The sequence below is a fragment of the Paenibacillus sp. A14 genome, from assembly GCF_036864815.1.
Taxonomy (GTDB): Bacteria; Bacillota; Bacilli; order Paenibacillales; family Paenibacillaceae; genus Fontibacillus; species Fontibacillus sanfengchensis.
The window spans coordinates 165,750-187,980 of sequence record NZ_JBAGJD010000008.1 but is presented as its reverse complement, the minus strand read 5'-3'; the positions used below and the strand labels follow the sequence as shown (position 1 = coordinate 187,980).

The following is a 22,231-nucleotide window of genomic DNA, read 5'->3' as shown; positions in this document are numbered from 1 at the left end:
GCCTTTCTTTCTTAAAATGACCCGGCAAGCGGCGGCTTTGGTTGTGAACTCCTGCTCAATCCGCAATTACGTCCCTTCCCCCTGCAAATCCCCGCTATTGGGCGAACGGTGGGACTACCTACGGTGCGCTAGCTAGGGGTGAACTCCATTGAGCTCGATCCAGTTAACGGGAATTCCTCCCGTTAATTTTGCTCTTTCTATCTATGTGGCCCAACTTAGCGGGAATTTCTCCCGCTATTTCCGCCCAAAGGGGCCAATGAGGCCTTCCTTTCGCTGATTAGCTGGAGATTTTCCAGCTAATTGTAGCCGCAGAGCAGAATCGCCCAAATTAACGGGATGTTTTCCCGTTAATTCTCCCGGGCTGGTTGCTCCAACGAACTCATCGAATCGCCTTCCCCCTGCAAATCCCCGCTATTGGGCGAACGGTGGGACTACCTACGGTGCGCTAGCTAGGGGTGAACTCCATTGAGCTCGATCCAATTAACGGGAATTCCTCCCGTTAATTTTGCTCTTTCTACCTAAGTGGCCCAACTTAGCGGGAATTTCTCCCGCTATTTCCGCCCAAAGGGGCCAATGAGGCCTTCCTTTCGCTGATTAGCTGGAGATTTTCCAGCTAATTGTAGCCGCAGAGCAGAATCGCCCAAATTAACGGGATGTTTTCCCGTTAATTCTCCCGGGCTGGTTGCTCCAACGAACTCATCGAATCGCCTTCCCCCTGCAAATTCCAGCTTTGAGAGGAACGGCGCGACTTGCTGCGAATTACGTCAGTGCCGGGCACAGGCCCGGAAGCGCAGGCCAAGCCGTGCAGGCCCGGGCAACCCCCAGCACCCCCACTGGGCCTACACATCCCACAGTGACTTTATGCAGCTAACCGGACAACCCGTCTCGCATAAACATCGCAATCAAAATCGCCTGCGCCGCACATCATCAGCTCTTCGAAGGTTTCATCCTTATAGTGGGGAGATAAGGGCAGCACGCCCAAAATATAGTAGCCCCCGTGCGCCGCTCCCCCTCCGTCTCCGCCTTTCGAGCGAATGGGCGAATGAACGAGTTCGCAAATGTAAGGATCGTACGCGATATACAAACCAAAGGCATTGGGCCGCTCAAGGTTCGAGGTATAGTAGTACCTTTTATCCTGGCAAATGTCCTTCAGCAGTTCCTGGTCGATATGATCTCCGAAAATCCGGGGCGTGCCTCCTCCGCACATATATTCCCATTCATCCTCGGTAGGCAGCGAGAACCCCGCCTGCTCGAAGCCGCGGATCACCTCGTAGTAGTTCACCAGTCCGCCTCCCCCACTCTCCATCAATACAATATTCCGTTCCACCAGCATCGGAGCGATTCGCACTTCCCGGCGCGGCGAAAGCACACTCCTCAAATACGCCTCGGCCTTCTGGGGAACTCCGGCTACCTCCAGTTCTGCTTCGATCGCGGCGATGATCCCTGTGCTCGCATCCCGTTCATCCAGCCGGTCCCATCCGAGGGTAACCGGGCCGCCGGGTACGAAAATAAACTCGCTGCCGTTCAGATCAAATACGCCGGTACTCCACTTCCTTCCGTCCCGCTCAACGGTTTCGACCAATTTGAAACGAAACGCCTGCCCGTCCCACCCCTCGAGCGATTTCAGCCATGCTATTTTCTTATCATCATCCATCAGGATCCAGTTATCAAATTGAAACGCTTCTTCCGGTCTCATGCTCATCCCGTTTCTTCCCCTAGCCTTAGTAATGAATATATTAGGAAATCACTCGTTCCGCTGCCGTTTTCCGAGGCCAAACACGAAATATCCTATCGTCATCAACGCGATAAAGGATGCTCCCACGACGAGGGGGACCCGGGTATCCGGATTGAACCACATGCCCACGATGACCAGCGCAAGGTAAATAATAATCAGGTAGTTGCTGAACGGGAACCACTTGGATTTGAAGTTGTGTCCCTCCAATTCCTGCTGACCCCACCGTTTTCGGAACCCGAACTGGCTGAAAGCCAGCGCGAACCATGGCACCATCCCCGGAAGGACGCTAGCGCTGTAGATGTAGATGAACAACTTGGAATCCGGCATCAAATAGTTCAGCAGGACGCCAATCATCAATAGCGAAATCGTCACCGCGATGCTGTTGCGGGGAACTCCGCTCCCGGACAGTTTTCGGAAGAATGCCGGAGCCTGCCCGTTCTCGGCAAGGGTATAGAGCATTCGTCCGGCACTGTAAATGCCGCTGTTGCAGCCCGACATGGCTGCCGTCAGCACGACGAAGTTGATGATGCCGGCGGCGGCCACAATCCCTACCTTGGCAAACGTCAGCACGAATGGACTCCCCGTCTCCCCGACCTCGTTCCACGGATACAGCGTAACGATCACAAAGACCGCACCCACATAAAAAATCAGAATGCGCCAAACAATGTTTTTAATCGCCTTTCGCAGGGTGAACCGCGGATCCTCCGCTTCCCCCGCCGTAATGCCCACCATTTCGACGCCCTGATAAGCCGCCGTCACGATGCATAAGGCGAACAAAAAGCCCTTCAACCCCCCCGGAAAAAATCCGCCGTGGCTGTACAGATTCGATAGTCCGACCGGATTCCAGCCATTGCCGAGACCAAAAAAGATCATGGCCGTTCCGATAACGATCATGAAGACGATCGCCGTAATTTTGATTAAGGCGAACCAGAACTCAAATTCACCATATAGCTTTACCGCCGCCAAATTCGCCGCCGCGATGATCAGCATTCCGATCAGCGCCGGAATCCACTGCGGGATGTCCGGAAACCAGAAGCCCACATATATCCCGATCGCCGTCACCTCGGCCATCCCCACCGTCACCCAGAGAAACCAGTAGCTCCAGGCGGTCAGAAAACCGGCCAGCGGTCCGATGTACTTATGCGCAAAGGTTGCAAAGGAACCGGTGACCGGCTCCTGAACCAGCATCTCCCCCATAATCCGCATTACGAAAAAAATGACCGCACCGGCCAGTAAATAGGCCAGCAGCACCGAGGGTCCGGCCCACTTGATCGTACTCGCCGAACCCATAAACAACCCGACACCGATCGTCCCGCCGAGGGCGATCATCTCAATGTGCCTGGGCTTCAAACCTCTTGCCAATTTTTTAGCTTCCAATTGAAATTCCTCTTTTCCGTTAATCCTGGTAATGGTGACCCGCAACACTTTACCGAATTGCAGAATTACTCCACCAAATTTTACGAGAAATTTTCCGGAAGCACAATGAGAAAACTTTCAAATGGCTTGCTAACCCACAACCCCGGTCCGCTCGACGCTCTCCACAAAATGCCGCTGCACGAACAGGTACAGCACAATCAGCGGCAGAATCGCCAGCAGAATCCCGGTATCCACCACAAGCGCCACATGGTTCGGGTCCGCCTTTGCCGACGCATCCAGGCCCATTAGGGTGGGCAGGAACTGGCTCGCATCGGCCGGCAGCGAGGCGACCTTCAGCGGCATCAGCGCGCTCTCGCTCATAAACAGCGAAGTATAGAACGTGTCGTTATACTGCCACACGAACGAGAACAGCATCACAGTGATCAGGGGCGGAATCGCGTTCGGCAGCATGATCGTGAAAAAGGTCTTGATCCCGCCGGCTCCGTCGATCAGCGCCGCCTCCTCGATCTCCTTCGGCAGCCCCCGGAAAAACTGGCGGAAGATATAAATGAACAATCCCGCCTTGAGCCCCGTCGCCGTAGCCGAGGTTATAACGGACGGCCAGAAGCTGTTCAGGAGATTGACGCCCTCCTTCCCCGTAAACAGATGGACCAGCCCCAGCACATCGAAGTTTCTGAAGTGCAGGTACATCGGCACCATGAGCGTACTCATCGGGATCAGGATCGTCAGCACCACAAGCCCGAACAGAAGGTTGCTTCCCGGGAAGCTGAACCGGGCGAAGCCATAGCCCGCCAGCGCGGTCGACATCGTCGTCAGCAGCATCGTCACGAAAACATACAGCATCGTATTGAGCAGCAGCGGCCAATAATCCAGCAGCTCCAGCGCCAGCTTGAAATTATCCATCGTAAAATGCACCGGGATCATGTATATCGTCGGGTTGTAGATATCCTCCTTCGCCTTGAACGCGACCGAGAACTTCATCAGGAGCGGATAAAGGATCACAAACGTAATTCCGGTAATGAGCAAAAAACGGCAAACGGACCATAGTCCTTCCAGCGACCTGTTTTTCACGCGGTTGAGACGGTTGTAATTCGTCAGATCCTTCAGATCCTTCAGATTCTTCAGATTTTTTAGACGCGATCTATCCGCCAGTTTCAGGTTCAACGCCATGCTCCTGCCCCCTTCCTAGTTGTGGTAGAACGTTTTTCGCGACACGATGTACCCCATGACGACGAGCAGCAGGCTGACCACGATTGTATACAGCCAGGCCATCGCGGCGCTCAGTCCGAAATTCTGCGTCTTAAACGCCGTCTCATAAATCATTTTTGTCACCGGGCTGTCCGCGAACGAATCGATAATTGTGTAAATGATGTTGGTCAGGATCAAGGGACTGACCATCGGGAACGTCACTTTCCAGAACGTTTCGTAGGGCGTGGCCCCCTCGATTTTGGCCACCTCGTACAGGTTGCCGGGAACCGACTGCAGCGCCGCCAAGAAAATCAGAATCTGCACGCCCGAGTTGCTGATGATGTCGTAAATCCGCATGACCGCTTCCACGATATAGTCGATAAAACCCAGCGGAAAGCCCGCCTCCGCCAAAATCATCACCATGGATCGAATATTAAACTGAGAGGAGGCCTGCCCCAGCTGCTCCGCCACCTCGCTGTTTCCGACGAGGTTGATCAGCCCCGAGCTCTCGGCGGCCGCGATCGCCCCGGAAGCCAGAATTACGGGCAGGAAAAAGATCGCCCGCGCCAGCCCCCGGCCGCGGAATTTCTGATTGAGCAGAACGGCCGAGAACAGGCTGAAAAAGAGGATCAGCGGCACGTCCACTACCATGCCCCCCACCGATTCCGTCAGAATCCGGTTGAAGTTCGCGTCGACGAACAGCGCGTCGTGAAAATTGCTCCAGCCCACGTTTTGCAGCTCATAGCCCTGCGGCGAAACCATCAGCTTGTTGAAGCTGAACCGGATCGATTGGGCCAGCGGCCCCGCAAACAGGAACAGAAAGCCCAGCAGCCAAGGGGCGATGAACAAAAGACCGAGCAGGGAACGTTTTTGCGTTAACGATATCGATATTTTCGGCTTCATCCCTCGTCACCCCCTGCCGTAAAATCCTGCGCTCCCACCGTGATCCTGTTCACGGTCACCGGCTGGTCCGTATAATTGATCAGCACGGAGGCGCCGCCCTCGTATTTCACTTCCACCACGCCCGCTGCATGCCGAATATGCTCCTTGATCGGACGGCCGCGCAGCGGGCCGAGCACCTCGCCCACCTCCCGATAGAACCCTACGGCCTCATCCCGCCAAGCGTCGGATTCCACCGAGAACATCGCGTCGAACCGTGTGAATTTCAGCGTCTGCGTTGGCTCGCCGGACCACAGGAAATGCGGCGCTGTACCGTACTCCACCGACTTCAGCAGCTGTTTGCGCAAGTTCTGCTCATCGGCCAGATTCAGCGCCGGTCCGGCATAATCGAGATACCCGTGAATGACCATTTGATAAAAAGGAACCTCCTCATCCGTCAAGCTGAATCGGCTGCTCGAAACCGGCACGTCGATCACGTGCTTGGCATAGGGCCAGCTGTAGGCGTTGGCGTCCGCGAGCATCAGATCGGGAAACGCCTCGCGCAAGGCCCCCAGCCGGTCCGCCACGATCCCTTTGGCTTCCTCGCGGAACACGACCCGCTGCACCCGGTAATCCGAGCTCAATACGCCGCCGAGATCGCGCAGCGACAGCCCGCCGATGCCGTATTTGCCGTAGCTGTCGGCGAATGCTCCGACATAGTAGGGCAGCTTCGCGGGGGACAAAAGATAGTAGGTCCCGTAGTAAGCATCCTGGCGGTTCAAGTTCCGGTCGTAAGGGTGCAGCTCCGCGACTTCCCGGGTCACGAACCGGGCCGCATCCGCGGACGGATTGAAATTCCCGTCATCCCGGTACACGTACTGGAACGCCACGTCGGGATAGAGGGCCCCGCCTTGCTCCGCAAGCTGTGCGGCCAATTCCTTCAGGCCGGCGCTCCCGCCGAGCCCGCGGTCCGGCTTCGCTTTGACCGGCGGCTTATGATGGACGCCCTGGCCGAACCAGCCGAGGTAGCGCATCCGTACATTGGCAATGCCCTCCTTCGCGAGTCCCCGCGCCATTTCCCCGGCTTCCCCGAAGCTGGTCATCGTCACGTCCGCGTCATAAGGGATGCCCAGGAACGATTTTTGCTTATCGATGCTGCCGAGCACATCCACGTAAAAAGGCAGGTTCGCGCCTTCCTCCAGCGGACGCAGCTTGCCGCTCTTCACCAGCTGCTCCCGGTACATCCGGGCCATTCCCGAATAGCTGGCGTCCTCTCCGGTAAGGAACCGGTAGCGCACCGTCAGGTTTCCTTGGTACAGCTTGTCGCTCAGCAGTTGGATTTCCTGGATTTGATCGCCCGTATAAAGCTCCAGTTCGTCTTCGCCGCGCACATGAAAACGGCTGAACACATAATTATAGGAATTTTGCTTGCCGCTGACGTCCGCGGCGATGCTGGCGATCGCGTCGCCTTCCTCGATCACCGCAAACCAGCCCGTATCGCCGGCCTTCATGCCGTACACCGGCATGGGCGCCTTCCGGGCCACCTGTCCCCGGCTTACGCTGTTATCGTTGGGATCGTCGCCGTACACCCGCTGCACGTACTGCTCTTCCTTGATTTTCCCGTTATTGAGCCGGATCAGCGCGCCGCTCCCGTCGGGAACCAGCATATAGCCGTCGTCCTTGGTGCCCGCCGCGCCGAAGAAGCGGAGCAGGTCGATGCTGCTGATCCGGTGCTTCACGCTTTCCGCCACCCGGTCCAGCGGTACCGTCACGACGAGGGAATCGCCGTCCAGCCGGTACTCCAGCGGCACGGTAAACTTCGGCTTCTGCGCGCTGCCCCCGGCAGCCGCCCCGCTCGCCTCATTGTCCGCGGCCAGGTCCTCGGCCGTATACCTGGCCTTTTCAAAGGCGGCCAGCATCTTTTTCAGAACGAGCGGTTTCTTCACCTGCTCATCCAGCCGCTCCAGCAAATCCGCACCGTTCTTGACCGGATAATAGCGGGCCTCGACATAAGCGGCCAGGGTCGCGTCCAGCTTGCTGAGCACCTTCTCCTTCAGCCGGGCCTTTGTGATCCGCTTCGGAAGCGCATCGATCCCCAGCGAGACATCCCCCAGGGTGTACGTGACCCGCAGGCCGTTCTCCAGACTCTCCGCCGAAAAGTTGCGGTTGGCGACGCTCCAGGGGTAGCTCCAGTACGTCTCCAGAGTGCCGATTTCATCGCGGAACGAAACGGCGAGCTGGGAGGACATCACCTCTTTCTCAAACGGGGAAGCGATGGTATCCTCATTTCGCCCTGCCGGGTTGCTGTACCAAATTTCCCCGCTCCTCCGGTCTTTGGCGGCGACCTCGGCCGTCTGCTCATTGTAATACAGAGCCAGCGCCTCGCTTTCGGCCACCAGCGTCATGCCCGGAACGCCGCCGGACCCGGAGTCCCGCAGCGCGCGCAGCTCCTTGCCGGCCTCGGTCGCTCCCGGCACCGGTTTGTAATCGGCTGGATCTACCGCGGGTGCCCCCTGATTCAAGAGCAGAAACCCTCCCGCCACTCCCAGGATGACGGCACAGGCGAGCAGCGTGATTGTCAGTTTTCTTTTTTTCATGTCTTCCGCCCCCTACACCCTAAATATGAGCTCTCGGTAGATGTTTGCGAAGAATTCATAGATTTGCTGCAGCATGCTGAAGATAAGCGTCCCCAGAAAGACGATAATCCCCATGACAATGACTGTCAGGATTATCGTCAACACCGTTTTGGACGGGGTATACTGATGCACGGTCATGATCCCGACGAACAGCAGCCCGATGAACCAAAGGACGGCCACCGTATTCAGCAGATAGAAGAAGGCCGTCTCCTCCTGGACCATAAACCGGCTCGCGAGCGTCATCGGCGGATAGATCAGCACCATCGGCACGAGCGCATATGCAGTCGCCATCACGATATCCCTGAACTTGCCCTCCCCGCCCATGAGCGTCGTCACCGACCAGTTGGCGGTGCACCACAAGAAAAACGGGAACAGAACGAAGGCGATCTCGCTGAGGCTGTTCATCCGCCGGGGATCGTTGAAATTAACGAGAAAACCGTCAAACTGCTTCTGCAAGATCATCGCCAGAATCAACAGCGCCAGAATGACCAGGGCGACGCGGAGCCTGCCTTTTTTCTCATATTTCATATCCCAAAATCCATCGAACGGATGCACGATCACGTGGAGCGGAAATTTAAGATACTCCTGCTTCATGGCCTCTTTTCCTCCTTTGCTTCCAGTGTCTCGCGATCCTGTATGCGGCAAAGGCCAGCGCGGCCGCCAGCAGCACCGACATTACCGTGCCGAAATGCTCCTTCATGACCTCTCTGCGGTACCTTTTATAGGCGACCGAATAATTTTTGCGGTCCATCCCGAGTTTGAAATACTCGAGCGCTTCCTTGTTTTGTTTACGCATCAGCCGGGCCTTGCCGATTCCGATATACGCGATGTCATAATTGCCGTTCAATTCGAGCACCCGGTTCCAGTAGGATTCCGCCTCGGCGTCCTCTCCCCGGTAATGCAGGCGGACCGCGGCGTTGACGTTCAGGCCGAATTCCGTCGGCTCGAACACGACGATACTGCCTTTGCCCCGATCCAGGACAAACTGGCACTCCCCCATCCGCTCGACGGCGACCGGCGTCTTGAACAGGCCGAGCTGATTGCCGCGTCCCCCGTAGATATAGAGCAGATTGCCGTTTTCGTCATAGGTAAACACCCTCCCTTGTGTGGAATCCAGCGCACTGTACATTCCGTCGCCTATCACTTTGATATCCACGAATTTAGAAGGGCCGGTCGTCTTGCGGTAGTAAATATCTCCGGCCACGTCGTAGTAGCCGAACCGCTTGAGCACATCCTCGCCGGACGGATTGAGCCGCTTAATCGGCTCTGTCGATCCGACGTCGATATTGGTCGCGTAAACAAAGCCTTTGTGATCGATATCCAAATTGGAAAATTCGGTCGGGATAAATAACGCCATCTGCGCTCGCTGCGCCTTCGTGGAGACCAGCCGCCAGAAATAATCGATATAATTGCGTTTCACTTTGATCGTTCCGATATATCCGATGAAATTCCCACGCTCGTCGAATTGCATGATGCCTTCATAAACTCCGCGGGCGACCACAAACACCCGACCCGCTTCATCGACCGTCACCTTAAGTGGTAGGAATTGGAAGCCTTGCGGCAGCACCTCCGACTGCGGATTCTGAATGATGCGGACCAGACTTCCTTCGGGGCTCAACACCACGACGCGCTGATGATCCGTGTCCGCTACATAAATCCGTTCCTCGGCGTCCGTGAAAATCCCGGACGGATTGGCGAATCCGTCCTGCTTGCCCTCGTTGTCGAAGGAGGAGATCACCCGGGCCTCCGTCAGGTTCTTGCCGATCCGCACGATCCGCTGGTTGCCGGTATCCAGCACATACAGCGCACCGGAAGCCGCGATATGCATATCCGCCGGCTCCGCAAAATCCCCGACCCCCAGCTCCTTGCCGGTGATCGAACGGCCCGGCAGGTAGGCGGCCGGCATCGGCGTCGCTTCCTCCCAGTAATTGTAGTTGTAGCTTTCGTACGGCGCGGGGGCCGGTTCGGACACCGGGGCCGCAGGGGGAGCGAAGCCGGAAGCCGGCTCCGGCGATCCGTATATTTCGCCGGAAGGAAGCAGGAGCGCCGCGATGAGTGCGGAGATGATCCATTTTTTGGCTGTCATGGGCTCCCTCCTAGTCTTTCATGCCCGAAGTGGCCATGGTTTCGATAATCCGGCTCTGCGAGAACAGGAACAGCGTGATCGGAACGCTCATCAGGATGAGGGCTACCGCCGCCCCCGCCCCGGCCCGGGCAATCCCGCCCAGAATGATCTGATTCGCCGCGTAATGAAGCGTCTTGAGCTGCTCGCTGTAGATAAACCCGTTCCCGTCGCTGCCCCACAGCATCTGGAAGAGCAGAATGATCAGCGTCAGCCAGGCCGGCTTGACGTTCGGCATCACGATCGACCAGAAAATGCGGTACTCGCTGGCCCCGTCGATCTTCGCCGCCTCCAGCAGCGCGTCCGGAATCTGCTCCATGAACTGCTTCATCAGGTAAAGCCCGAGCGAGTAGGCAAAAGCCGGAATAATGACCGCCCCATACGTGTCGATCATCCCAAGCCAGGACAGGATCATATAGTTCGGCGTCTGCGTCACGACCGGCGTGAACATGAGCGACAGCACCACGGTCGTGAACAGCAGCGACTTGCCCGGGAACTTGTGCTTCGCCAGCGGGTAAGCCGCCGCCGAGGCCAGAATGACATGGCCGACGATCCCTATCCCCGTAATAAACACCGTATTGAAAATATAACGGGAGAACGGGACCCACGACTGGCCCAACAGGTTCATCAGATCCAGGAAATTGTTCCATGTCGGATTGCGGACAAACAGCGTCGGCGGAAACAGAAAGATTTCATCCAGCGGTTTGAACGCGTTGTTGATCGCGTACACAAGCGGGAGCGCCATGAACGCGCCGAACGCCGCCAGCATCAGGAACAGAAAAAAAGTGCCGGCGAACGAACGATTTACCCGTTTTTTTCTGGCGCGGAGCTTCAGCTTGAGCTTCACGGGACGCCCTCCGTTTCCCAGTCCGGCGCCTGGCATCCTGGTTGTTGTTTCAGCCTTCACGTTTACTCACCCACCTTGTGCAAAAGTTTCTGGACGATCAGGTTCGTTCCGACCATCAGGACGAACAGGACGGTGGCGATCGCCGAAGCAAAGCCCATCTCGAACCGGGTCGTCCCGTAGTCGATCAGGTGAGTGACGATCGTTTCGGCCGCGTAATTGACGCTCGGAAACCCAGCCAGCGCGATCGACACGTCGGCGACGGCAAACGAGGTGGTCAACTGGATGACCGCGCCGAACATCAGCTGCGGCCGCATGGACGGCAGCGTGATGAACCACAATTCCTGCCAGCGGTTACGGATGCCGTCCACGGCGCCGGCTTCGTACAGCGTTTTGTCTACCGTCTGCAGCCCGGCGATAAACGCCAGAAACCCGGTCCCCAAGCTGAGCCAAAGCTGAACGAGAATGATGATCGGCATGATGTAGCTTTCCGTCTTGAGCCATTGAATCGGCTCCAAAATCAGGCCGAGTTTGATCAGAAACCCGTTGACGATGCCGTACCGGTCTCCCGAAAAAATGATCAGCCAGATAAAATACACGTTCCCGGATATCGAAGGCGCGTAAAAGACCAGCGTCATGAACGCCCGCATCTTCGGGCTCAGCTCGTTGATGATCCAGGCAAAGACAAAGCAGGCCAAATAGCTGACCGGTCCGGTGACCGCGGCAAACAGCAGCGTGTTCTTCATCGCGGTCAGAAAGATATCGTCCTCCAGAAACAGCCGGGTATAATTGTCCCACCCGACGAACCGGGGAAACTCCAGCATGTTGAAATAAGTAAAACTGAGCACGATGGAGATGAGGACCGGCAGTACCGTAAACAGCATGAACAAAATCATATAAGGGGCCAGCAGAATGTAGGAATGCCTGCTGGCCTTCATCTCCCGCCACTTCAAGGCCCACCGCGTATTGTGCATGTCGATTCCTCCCTACTCCCGCAGCCCGCCGAATTCTTCCTGCTTGTTGCGGATTTCATCGTGGATGTACTGTACCGAGTCCATGATCGCTTCCCGCGGTTCGATACCGCCGATAACCGACCGGTAAAAAGCGTTGAACAGATGTCTTCCCGTGGCATAGCCGCCGGGAACCTCGGGGATACCTTCGACCCAGCGGAACTGTTCCTCCAGGCTTTCGAAATCCTCCACCGGCCAAGGCAGCTGCTGCAAAGCCTTGATATTGGCGGTCGGATAACGGGCGGCCGCCCCCATTAGGCCTTCCATTTCACGGCCGTAGCCCGTTTGCGTCTCATCACTCGTCCACCACTTCAAAAATTCCCAGGCCGCTTCCTTATCCACCGCGCTCTTCAGCATCAGCACGCCGCTCCCGCCCGCGGGAACGGTGCGATCGATGCTTCCGTCTTCGCGTTTGGTGCCGGGCACCGGGGCGAAGCCCCACAGCCCGCGGATTTCCGGAGCAAAAACGGACAGCTGGTTATAGGCGGTGTAGTCGGTAATGCCGATCGGCATTTGACCCGTCCGGAAACGGTTGGCAAAATCGTACTCCCGCTCCAGCTTGTAGTCCGTGTAGTATTCCGTCCACTGCTTGAACGACTCGATCCCCGTCTTGGAATCGAGATCCGATTCCGTGTCCGCGTCGCGGTAAAACTGCCCGCCGTTCTGCATCAGCAGGGTGGCATACATCGAGTTCGGCGGCAGCGTCGTCCACTGGTTCGGCGCCTGGACTACGACCGGGAGGCCGAAGCCCATATGGTTCTTGTTCAGTACGGCCAGCAAGGTAGCGACATCATCCCAGGTTTCGGGGACTTTCAGCCCCAGCTCGGCCAGTACATCCTTACGGTAGAAGAGCATGTTGAACGTCTGCGTTTCCGGCAGCGCATAGATTCCGCCGCGATATCTGTAAGGCACCATCGCGCTGTCCCGGAACTTCGCGGCGACCTTCTCATAGTCGCCGAACTGCGTCAGGTCCGCGGCCGCGCTCCGCATGGCGAAATTCACCGGCAGGTCGTTGCCGATCTGCATCGCCACGTCCGGACCTTGCCCGGCCAGCGTGGCGGGCAGGATCGTCCCCATATTGACCAGCTTCAGATTGACGTTAATGCCCGTCTGCGGCGTGAAGGTTTCGTCGATCATCGCTTTGATCGCGTTTGCCTGGTCCCGGCCGCTGCCGATCCATACCGTCACGGTCCGCTGGTCTTTCTCGTCGGCCACGTTCCCGATCCGGTTGTAGTCGATGAAGAACGATGACGCGAATGTCGACAGCTCGTGGACGATTTTGTCCCCCGCGCCGAGTCCGCCGTCCGGCAGCTTCTTGTCGGGAGAGGCGACGTAAATCTCGTCGATCATCAGCGGCTGCTCCCTGGCCTGCTGCAGCCAGGTGCCGAGCCCGCCTGTATTCGTCTTGTACGTCTCCAGCCGGCGCGGGATCGTCTCGGGCTCCTCCACCATTTCCTCCAACTGAAGCGCCATCGTATTGAGCAGCGCCTCCTGATCGCCGGACTGCCCGGACAGCTCCACCAGCCGCGCGCTGACCGCGCGGAGGCGTTCGCTTTCCGCCCGGAAGACCTCCAGCAGCTCGGGTATCCGCTGTTCGACGCGGTAATCCCGGAACTCATCCGGCTTGGTGCCGGTGATCATCAGCACTTTGCGGTACATGGCGTTCAGGTTGAGCAGGCTCGCCTCCACCTGCCGCAGCAGCGGAGCGAACTCGCCGAGACTGGCCTCCAGCCGCAGCACATGCTTGCCTTTGTCGAGTTTGAACAGGTACGGATCGTCTCCGCCCATCGCACCCACTCTGTAACCGCTCTCATAACGAAAAGCGGCCCGGTTCATTTCCGCGAACGGCACTTGTCCGTCAATCGTTAGCCTGCGGGTTGCATAGATCCCGCGCACGAAGTTTTGTTTGGTTCGAAAACCGATCTTATACAGTCCGGTTTCGGGGGCCTCGATCTCCCATTCGATCCATTGCCCCGGCAGCCGCCAATTATAGCCTCCGATCGTGTTGATCCTAACTTGGGAGGCGCTGTACGGGGTGACGCCCGGGCTCGACCGCTCGCTGAGCGGGTACAGGGTCGGCGACGATTTGGCGATCGCTTGCTCCGCCTGGACGACGACCAATTGCCCGGCGGTCTCCCGGACACCCTCCGCTTCGTACCCGGCCTTCACCTGTTCGTACGGCAGCGCCTCCGGCTGCTGAAACAGCTTCAAGTGGTGGATTACCATCGGTTCCCGGGAAGCGGCCAGCGTCAGCGTATGTTCACCCTTGTCAAAATAAAACCGGAACGGCTCGGTCACGTACCCGTCGGAATCCTTGAGCACCGCCTCCCGCCAGGTCGGCCGTTCGACCTGCTTCGGCCTCAGTTCATTGCCCTGATTATCCCGCTCGATTTCCGGCTTCGCGTTGTCCCAGATCCGGTCAAACTGCAAGTATCCCGCCTCTTCAAACGGGAGGCGGCCATCGATCTTCAAAGACCGCTCGATCGCGGAGCTCTTGCCTTCCACCGGATAGTAAAGCAACGACAAATTGTACAGGCCCGCTTCCTCTACGTGGACCTTCCATTCCATTTCTCCCTTTTCTCCGGTGTAAACGGAAAGGCCCTTCTGCCCCTCGTAGTCTCGGAGCTTTCGCGCCTCCGCGTTCTCGGCGCGGACATAATCCGCGGCGGAAATGACGATTTCCTTATCAGGGCGGACGGCGTCTTGGTGCCCGGTCAAATAATCGTCATAGGCACGGCTGGACGAATTCCCTTTCACGCCGGTCACCAGTTTGATCTCCGGAAGCCGGGTTGCGCTCTTGCCGGTGCTCGCTGAACCGCCGCTCCCGGCAAATCCTCCCGCGAGCCAAACGAACAGCAAAATCGCAGCAGCCGCCATCAGCAGCCAGCCCGGTTTCTTGCTCAGCATTCGTATCCCTCTCAATGTCCATCCTCCTCGCACCCGGGTGTGGAACAGGAAAGGGACGCGGCAGCCAGTACACGTCCCCATCCTCCCCTTCTATTCAGGCATGCGGTTCCATCCTTACTTGCCCAGCTTATCGACGGCGGATTGCGCCTGCTGTTTGTATTTTTCCGCCGTGGCGGTCACGGATTGGTTCTTCACGATAATATCCTCGACAAAAGCTCCCGTAGGATAATTCGGATACGCTTCATCGACGGTGATAACCCCGGTCCCCGAAATATGTTCGCGGATCATATCAATGTCTTCCTGATTGGCGTAAATGCTCTCCATATAATCCTGGCCGGGATATTCCTCGGTAGGAGGGATATCGAAAGTTTCTTCATAGATTTGGTACACGATGCCCGGATCTTTCACACCTTTCGGAATGAATTTGGCGGACGCCGCCGTATTCGCATACGTTTGCTTCGGCGAGCCTTGCGGTCCGTTCGGAACCGGCACCACGCCGACCTCGAAGGTCAAGTCCTTCAGCTGCCATTCCGCCGCGATGAACATCGCCACATTGCCGTCCAGGAAGGTGTTCGTTTCCTCCCAGTTTGTTTTGTTGCCGGATTTCACCCGGACAACCTTATCCACGTTGTACAAGCGGTTCACAAATTCCGCCGCCTCGATCGTTCGCGAATCGGACAGCATTTCCTTGCCGTTCTCGTCATCGACGATTTTGCCGCCATTCGCGGCCGTAAAGTGCTTCACCGCATCGATGGCCCAGCCGGAGTAGCCCCACACATCCGTTTTCCCGTCATTATCGGTATCCTTTGTGCCTTGTTTGGCGACCTCCAGAAATTTGTCCCAGTTCCATTCTCCCTTATTGTAAAGCTCTTGCAGATCCGGAAGCCCGAGCTTCTTGAAAATATCGCGGTTGTAGTGGATGCCCAGCGCGGCGGTAACCGGATTGTCGAAAGCGTACTCCCCGCCCCCCAGGGCAGGGGATTTGACCATCAAGTCGCCTTTGCTGTTGATATTGTTCTTGTCGGTCGTGAACTCGCTGAGCGGAAGCAGCTGGCCCTTCATAATAGCGGGGAGCGCCGACTTATATTCCATTTGGACGATATCGGCGAACGGTTCGCCGGCCAGAACGCTCGTCGTAAATTTATTCATATACTCCTGGAAAGGAACGTTGACGAATTCAATTTTACAGTTGTATTTCTTCTCAACCTCGGCGATTTTCTCGAGGCGAGCCTTCTCCCCGGCGGTTGTCCCGGCGGGTTTCAGATCCCACCAGGCCGCTACCTTGATCACGCGGCCGCCCAAGTCGACGGCGGGTTCCCCGGTAGGTTCGGGTTCGGCCGTATTTTGCGGAGCCGTGTTCCCCGGTTCCGGGGTCGGCGCCGGTGAGTTTTCAGCCGCTTTGTTACCGCCGCCACAGGCGGAAAGCACAAAAATCAAACAGAACAAAATCAAAGAAAGCCCTTTCATTTTTCTCATGGATGAAACCTCCCCATTGTTCTATAGACCTTGTCTTGCCTTACCTCAAGCCTTGTCTTGCGTGTAACCCCGCTTGTCTTGCATCAGGATTTTCAAGTTTTCGCCGCTGTTTGTTTTTCTCAAATTTGCTAATAGTACAGAAAACTATGATAACAATTTGAATGAAATCATCACTCCTTGTTAGCTGCGTTTGCAAATAATATACCTCTACCTACAAACCACGTCAATAAAATTATGCTAACGCTTACATATTTATGCTAACTTGTACTGGCCGAAATAAAAAAAGCCCCGGCAATGCGCACATTGCCAGGGACTCCTATCCTAACAGCCTGTCTCTAAATTTCCGGTTCTTTTTGCGTTTTCTCCTTGAGGATAATCTCTGCCTGAATCAGCAGCTTCTCCGCGTTGGAATGCGGGTTGGCCATTCGCCAGATCAGCTTGTCGACCGCCCTCGCGCCCAACATCTCCTTGTCCACATCGACCGTGGCGAGGAGAGGCAGCGAGGCGTCGGTGTTGTCAAAGCCCGTAAGCTGCACGTCCCGGGGAACCTCGATTCCCTGCCTCTGCAGTGCCTCCATAACGAACTGCGCCGTCGTATCGTTGGCGCAAACGAATATCTCCGGCAACCGATGCTTTGCTATCACCCGGGGCACCGCATCGTGAATTTGAGCGATCTCCGGTCCGGTCAATTCGGGAATTTGCCGATGCTCCAGCTTGTAATCCTCCAGCACGGAACGAAATCCCAGCCAGCGCTCGTAATAGCTGGGGGCGTCCCCGATTTGTCCGACAAACTGAAAATTCCTGTACCCTTTGCTGATGAGCTTGATCATCATTTCCCGCATCGCGGACACATTGTCCGTAAACACCGAGTCGCATTGAAACGCCGGATCCTGGTGATCCACCATGACGACGGGAATTTCGAGCCTCCGGATCTCGAGCAGAATCTGCGTGGATACGGAGCCGACCGTAAGGATGCCGCCGATCGCTTTGGGATTGAGCAGCGAAAACATCGAATCGTCCGAGGGCTCCGTCAGCGTGAGTATATCCACCCCCTTCTGGTTCAGGCGGGCGGAGATCCCGTTAAATACCGGCCCCCAGTACAGGGAGTCGGTATTTTGATAGCGCACATTCGGAAAAAGCACCAGAATTGCGCCGGGCCGGGCTTCCCCTTCAACGTCCGGGGCTTGATTCCAGGCGGAAGAGCCTGATTTGCCCCCGTCTTTGAAGTAGCCGAGCTGACCCGCCGCCTTCAGGATCATCTCTCTCGTCTGCGCGCTAACCCCCGGTTTTCCCGAGAGCGCCCGAGATACCGCAAACTTGGAAACCCCGGTGAAATCCGCGATTTCCTGGATCGTTACTTTTTTCATCATATCTACCTACTTGAGTACAGATTTAATTGCTTCTTGCTTTAATAGATTTAAAGTCATCATTTGTTAGGTTCAGTTAGGTCAATTTCATAATAACATGGTTGGACAATAAACCCAAATCCCACTTGCGGACGAGCGCCGGGAAAGAACAATTTTTGATTATTTTATCATAAATCCCAACGATTCCGAATCGTAAGTCGTAGGCCGAATGCTCTGTAACGGGGTCCCATTTTAGTATGAATTCACTATTATCATTTACTGAGAAAATTCCCTTGCGACCGTTATAATATAATTGACTTCTTCCGCCGGAAAGGTTCGGGTTACAGCAATCTCTTGATCCTTCTTAATACGGGGAATAGCCGGATAAAAAGGACGACTGTATGAATCGGTAGCAAAACCTCCATAGTTTCCGCCAAAATCCACCAAAGGGTGAATATCCGCTTGGCCTTTCTCTATGTCCTTTCCGGATATATTAATAGCGTTGATGGTAAGTTGAAAAGTTTTATTCTTTTTCTGAGAAATCGTGAAATTATTTATACGAAACCTACCATCAGGATTATCGCTGTATAAGTCGTTCCCCTCAAAACTTTTAAAAGGTTCTCCGACAATGACCCGTTCGTCATCAATCACCAAGAGCTCCAGCTTTTTGTCCCAATGATACTTCATATCTGTTTGATCTAAAAATAGGCGAATCGGCAAAAACATAGCTCCCTCTTTCAGCACAGGAACCGTGTCCATCAACAGTTCTTCGTTATTTACCTTTGCCTCTTCCGACCCCACTGTAAACTGAAATTTTTGATCTAACCACTCTAAACTTGCTGTTTTCGTTGAGGTCTGATAAGTCACCTTTCCTCCGAACAGATCTTCATACGCCCTGAGCGGAATAAGAAGACGATGATTTTTATCGACAAATGGACCTGACGGTTTGGTGTAAAGAATGACGAACTTGTCTACTTTCAGATGAACCCCTGATTTTGATGGAAGTGCGTCTGCCGATGAATCCAATACTAAAAGGTTCGACAGCAACATTAGGCCCAAGATCATGGTAATAAATTTCTTCACAAATTCATCCCTCGGATTCAAATCGCCCTATTCGATCTCAGCCTATCCGGCATCGAGTTCGGCGCAGTGTTGGTTTTTTCATTCGTTATATATAAGCTTACTACTTAGGGCCAACAGAAGGAAACGACCCTTTTTTGTCGAAATTAGTCTAGGAAGATATCCTTAGAAAGGAGGTGTAATCATGGATAAAGCGATTGTACATAAACTTGTGGATGAAGTCATCAATGAAGTAACGGCGGCAAACCGGGAAGCTCTCGAGGCCGAAGGCATTTCCAAGTCCAGCGTCGAACTGTCTGTCCGCATGTCGGCCATGACGACGATTCGAATTCTTGAGAAACTGGAACTGATTGAGAAAGGCTGATCCCCCCCTTGCTGATGCCGACCTCCCGGGACCAAGTAAGTTCCCGGGTCGGCCGGTGATCCCCTAGCACCCCTCAGAATGTTACCAAAGTTGCCGGCAGCGAAAACTTCGACCGGGGGGCGGACCGGGCCAGACCGGGAACACGCCGGGGCCTTGGCCTAGGGCCGGACGAACTCCACGCGAGCACTTTAGCTCTAACGGACATCATAGACGCTATTCCGTGGAAATCCGTACTTTCGGAATCCTAACGGAACTAATAGCGCCTATTTGTCTACTTTCCCGCCGAATGACCTCATTTTACCAAAATAGCGGTTGCTGCGTCCGTTAGAATCCCAAGTCGCCCTAAATGGACGAAATAGCGGCTATGGCTTCCGTTAGAGTGAGAAAGCTTCGGCCGGGCCGAAACCGGTGCCGTTCCCACTGTCGGCTCAACATCGCCCCGGCTGCCTTTATCCCCCAACTATCGGCTCGGCACTCCCCCGGTTACCTTGATCCCCGCACCGCCCCCAGGCTCTCACTTGTTCTCCCCACCGGGCAGCAGCAAGCGCTATCCTCGCCCGATCCTCACGGCTCGCCCGGCCTCTTCCCGGAGCCGGCAGCATAAAAACGGACTTTCAGTCCGTTACTTCGACGAAATTCTCTACCGAAACAACCTCCCGAAAGCCCGCTATATACATATATCAACTCCGGCACGACCCGCCGCCAATGTTCCAGCCAGTGTGCGAGAGGGGTTCAGGGACCCCCGTTAAGCCCTCTCCGCCCTCAGTTTTAACCGCCTCTGTCTCAAAAAGTGGCGCAAGCCTTGGAAGAAGCGGCCGTTGACCATCATCAGAATGCCGTCCACCATCGGCATGTTCACGGCACCGCCCGTCATTCGGGCAATACCGCGGAACGGAAGATGATAGATGGACATCATGATCAGGTTCGCCGTACTCCGCTTGCCGATCTTTCGCAAAAACCAGTAGGCAAACACGATGCCATGGTAAGCCAGTCTGGCGATCGCCCCCTTGGCGTATTGGCACTGCTCGATCGTGTCGTTGTAGCCGAGCGGTCGGGACCGGTCCCAGTCGGCCACCGGAACGGGCCGGCCGATCAGCTTTTCGAATTCCAAGGCGCCGACATGCCGCACATTCCCTGAGTAATAGGAAGGCAGCTTGTCCTTGTCATAGGGCAAAGGCGCTCCCGTTCCTTCCACAAAAAGCGTATCCTCCAACCGGATATCCGCGCTGGAGGCTCCGATCATCATGCGATATTCCGCCTCTTCGACCTCCCAGGAATCGGTCTTTACGTTGAAATACCGGAAGGTTTTATCATCGAAAGGGATCGTGACCGTCTTGGATTCTCCGGCGTTGATAAACACTTTGGCAAATCCCTTCAATTCTTTGGCGGGTCTAAAGATCTCCCGCGAGTTGCAGCCGACATAAAGTTGAGCCACCTCCATGCCGGCCGTGGCCCCCGAATTGGTTAGTTTAAAGGTGACGCCCGTCCGGCTCACCCGGATATCCGAATATTCGAAAGTGGTGTAGCTGAGTCCGTAACCGAACGGAAAAAGCACGTCCACCTTCGCCGTATCGAAATACCGGTAGCCGATGAAGATGCTTTCCCTGTATTCCGCGGTAATTTCATTGCCGGGGAAATAAGGGGCCGATGGCGTATCTTCGTAACGGAGCGGGTACGTTTCCGCCAATTTCCCCGAGGGATTCACGTCGCCCGAGAGAACCCGCAGAATGGCCCGGGCCCCGGCTTGTCCACCCAAATACCCATGCAGTAATCCTTTCACTTTGCCGATCCAGGGCATCTCGACGGCGGAGCCGCAGGACAGGATCGCCACAATATTGGGGTTCACCCGATGCAGGGCGTCCAGCAAATCGATCTGGTTGTCCGGGATCCTCATATTTTGCCGGTCCAACCCGTCGGCTTCCGTCACTTCATCCAAACCGATATACAGCAGAACGACGTCCGCCTTCGCGGCCAGGGCGCAGGCTTTTTCGATTTCCTTCGGATTTTTCTTTCCGTAACGTTCGAATCCTTGCTCATAACCGATGCTGATAATGCCCGATTCCTCAAAACAGTCCATCGTATGATCAAGAATTGTGGGATTCACGATGGAGGAACCCGCCCCCTGGTATCTGGCATGCTGGGCAAACTCCCCGATCACCGCCACCTTTTTGCCGAATTTGAGCGGGAGAATGCCGTCTTCGTTTTTAAGCAGTACGATCGACTCTTCCGCCACCTTCTGGGATACGCGGTGATGATGCTCCACATTGAAGTCGATATGAGGTCTGCGATAAACTTCCTCCGTCGTAAAAATAAGCTCAAGCAGTCGGTCCACACACGCATCCAGCACTTCTTCCGAAAGTTCACCGCCGCGGACGGCAAGGACGATGTCCCGATTCGTCTCTCCCCCCGTCGTCGGCATTTCCAGTTCGTTGCCGGCCAGCAGCCCGGCCACCCGATCGTTGCTCCCGCCCCAATCCGTGATGACCGTCCCCTGATACCCCCACTCACCGCGCAAAATATCTCGCATCAAATGCAGGCTTTCGTTGGTGTACGTACCGTTCAGCTTGTTATAGGAAGACATGATCGACTTGGTCTTGCCCTCTTTCACGGCGATTTCGAACGCCGTCAGGTAGATTTCCCGCAGCGTCCGCTCATCGACGATCGCGTCGATCGACATCCGTCTTTGCTCCTGGTTATTTACGGCAAAGTGCTTCACGCAAGCGGAAATGCCCTGCGACTGAATGCCCCTGATATAGCTGGCCGCCATTTTTCCCGCCAGATAAGGATCTTCGCTGAAATACTCGAAGTTTCTGCCGCACAGCGGATTCCGCTTCATATTCACCCCGGGTCCGAGCAGAACATTTACCTTCTGGGTAATAGCTTCTTCTCCAAGATACTCCCCGACCTTTTCCCCGAGCTCCGGATTCCAGCTATTGGCCACCGTGGCCGCCGTAGGGAAGCAGGTCGCGGGCACACCGGCATTGAGCCCCAATTTATCCGCTGCCACAGCTTGTTTTCGGATTCCATGCGGTCCATCGGCAAGAAACATGCTGGGGATGCCCAGACGCTCGATATCCTGGGATTGCCAGAAATCCTTCCCCGACATTAAGGATGCCTTCTCTTCCAAGGTCATGCTCGCAATGAGTTCTTTATACTTCATCTCTATTCCTCTTTTATGGTCTAGGCGGTAAGTTCAAGGATGACCGCGTATAAAACATTCTACTATAGATTCCGGGGACATTCTAATATAAAGAAGCAGGAAACCTC

The 22,231-nt window shown here is 55.6% G+C and carries 15 protein-coding genes; 1 reads left to right on the top strand and 14 read right to left on the bottom strand.

Features of this window, described 5'->3' with window-relative positions:
- Window positions 1–859: 859 nt before the first annotated feature.
- The 13 genes from V4U88_RS20355 to V4U88_RS20295 form a co-directional block, all read right to left on the bottom strand.
- Window positions 860–1,702: a hypothetical protein gene (locus tag V4U88_RS20355; protein WP_334075079.1), complete on the bottom strand. Its 843-nt coding sequence runs from the start codon at window positions 1,700–1,702 to the stop codon at window positions 860–862.
- A 42-nt stretch (window positions 1,703–1,744) separates the two neighbouring features.
- Complete coding sequence (locus tag V4U88_RS20350; RefSeq protein ID WP_334075078.1) at window positions 1,745–3,112, bottom strand: amino acid permease; 1,368 nt, start codon at window positions 3,110–3,112, stop codon at window positions 1,745–1,747.
- Between the two features lie 129 nt (window positions 3,113–3,241).
- Window positions 3,242–4,282: a carbohydrate ABC transporter permease gene (locus V4U88_RS20345; protein WP_442951902.1), complete on the bottom strand. Its 1,041-nt coding sequence runs from the start codon at window positions 4,280–4,282 to the stop codon at window positions 3,242–3,244.
- Window positions 4,283–4,297: 15 nt separating this feature from the next.
- Window positions 4,298–5,203: a carbohydrate ABC transporter permease gene (locus V4U88_RS20340; RefSeq protein WP_334075077.1), complete on the bottom strand. Its 906-nt coding sequence runs from the start codon at window positions 5,201–5,203 to the stop codon at window positions 4,298–4,300.
- A complete protein-coding gene (locus tag V4U88_RS20335) occupies window positions 5,200–7,776 on the bottom strand; it encodes a DUF5696 domain-containing protein (RefSeq protein ID WP_334075076.1) in 2,577 nt (858 codons plus the stop codon). The genes V4U88_RS20340 and V4U88_RS20335 overlap by 4 nt, the downstream gene beginning before the upstream one ends.
- Window positions 7,777–7,788: 12 nt before the next feature.
- Window positions 7,789–8,409: a Yip1 family protein gene (locus V4U88_RS20330; protein ID WP_334075075.1), complete on the bottom strand. Its 621-nt coding sequence runs from the start codon at window positions 8,407–8,409 to the stop codon at window positions 7,789–7,791.
- Window positions 8,390–9,901 (bottom strand): NHL repeat-containing protein, encoded by a 1,512-nt coding sequence (locus V4U88_RS20325; protein ID WP_334075074.1) that lies wholly within the window; start codon window positions 9,899–9,901, stop codon window positions 8,390–8,392. The genes V4U88_RS20330 and V4U88_RS20325 overlap by 20 nt, the downstream gene beginning before the upstream one ends.
- A gap of 10 nt (window positions 9,902–9,911) precedes the next feature.
- Entirely contained in the window at window positions 9,912–10,784 is an 873-nt protein-coding gene (locus tag V4U88_RS20320) for a carbohydrate ABC transporter permease (protein ID WP_442951901.1), read from the bottom strand.
- A gap of 62 nt (window positions 10,785–10,846) precedes the next feature.
- Window positions 10,847–11,755: a carbohydrate ABC transporter permease gene (locus V4U88_RS20315; protein ID WP_334075073.1), complete on the bottom strand. Its 909-nt coding sequence runs from the start codon at window positions 11,753–11,755 to the stop codon at window positions 10,847–10,849.
- A 12-nt stretch (window positions 11,756–11,767) separates the two neighbouring features.
- Window positions 11,768–14,698: an extracellular solute-binding protein gene (locus V4U88_RS20310; protein ID WP_334075132.1), complete on the bottom strand. Its 2,931-nt coding sequence runs from the start codon at window positions 14,696–14,698 to the stop codon at window positions 11,768–11,770.
- A 114-nt stretch (window positions 14,699–14,812) separates the two neighbouring features.
- Window positions 14,813–16,174: an ABC transporter substrate-binding protein gene (locus V4U88_RS20305; protein ID WP_334075072.1), complete on the bottom strand. Its 1,362-nt coding sequence runs from the start codon at window positions 16,172–16,174 to the stop codon at window positions 14,813–14,815.
- Between the two features lie 335 nt (window positions 16,175–16,509).
- Window positions 16,510–17,544 carry a LacI family DNA-binding transcriptional regulator gene (locus tag V4U88_RS20300; protein ID WP_334075071.1) on the bottom strand — a complete coding sequence of 345 codons (1,035 nt, stop codon included), beginning with the start codon at window positions 17,542–17,544 and terminating at the stop codon, window positions 16,510–16,512.
- Window positions 17,545–17,796: 252 nt separating this feature from the next.
- Window positions 17,797–18,603 carry a copper amine oxidase N-terminal domain-containing protein gene (locus V4U88_RS20295; RefSeq protein WP_334075070.1) on the bottom strand — a complete coding sequence of 269 codons (807 nt, stop codon included), beginning with the start codon at window positions 18,601–18,603 and terminating at the stop codon, window positions 17,797–17,799.
- 181 nt (window positions 18,604–18,784) lie between these two features.
- Here V4U88_RS20295 and V4U88_RS20290 point away from each other — a divergent pair, with 181 nt between their 5' ends.
- Entirely contained in the window at window positions 18,785–18,964 is a 180-nt protein-coding gene (locus V4U88_RS20290; protein WP_334075069.1) for a hypothetical protein, read from the top strand.
- Between the two features lie 745 nt (window positions 18,965–19,709).
- Here V4U88_RS20290 and V4U88_RS20285 read toward each other — a convergent pair.
- Window positions 19,710–22,124, bottom strand: a complete 2,415-nt coding sequence (locus V4U88_RS20285) for a glycoside hydrolase family 3 C-terminal domain-containing protein (protein ID WP_334075068.1) — start codon at window positions 22,122–22,124, stop codon at window positions 19,710–19,712.
- Window positions 22,125–22,231 lie beyond the last annotated feature (107 nt).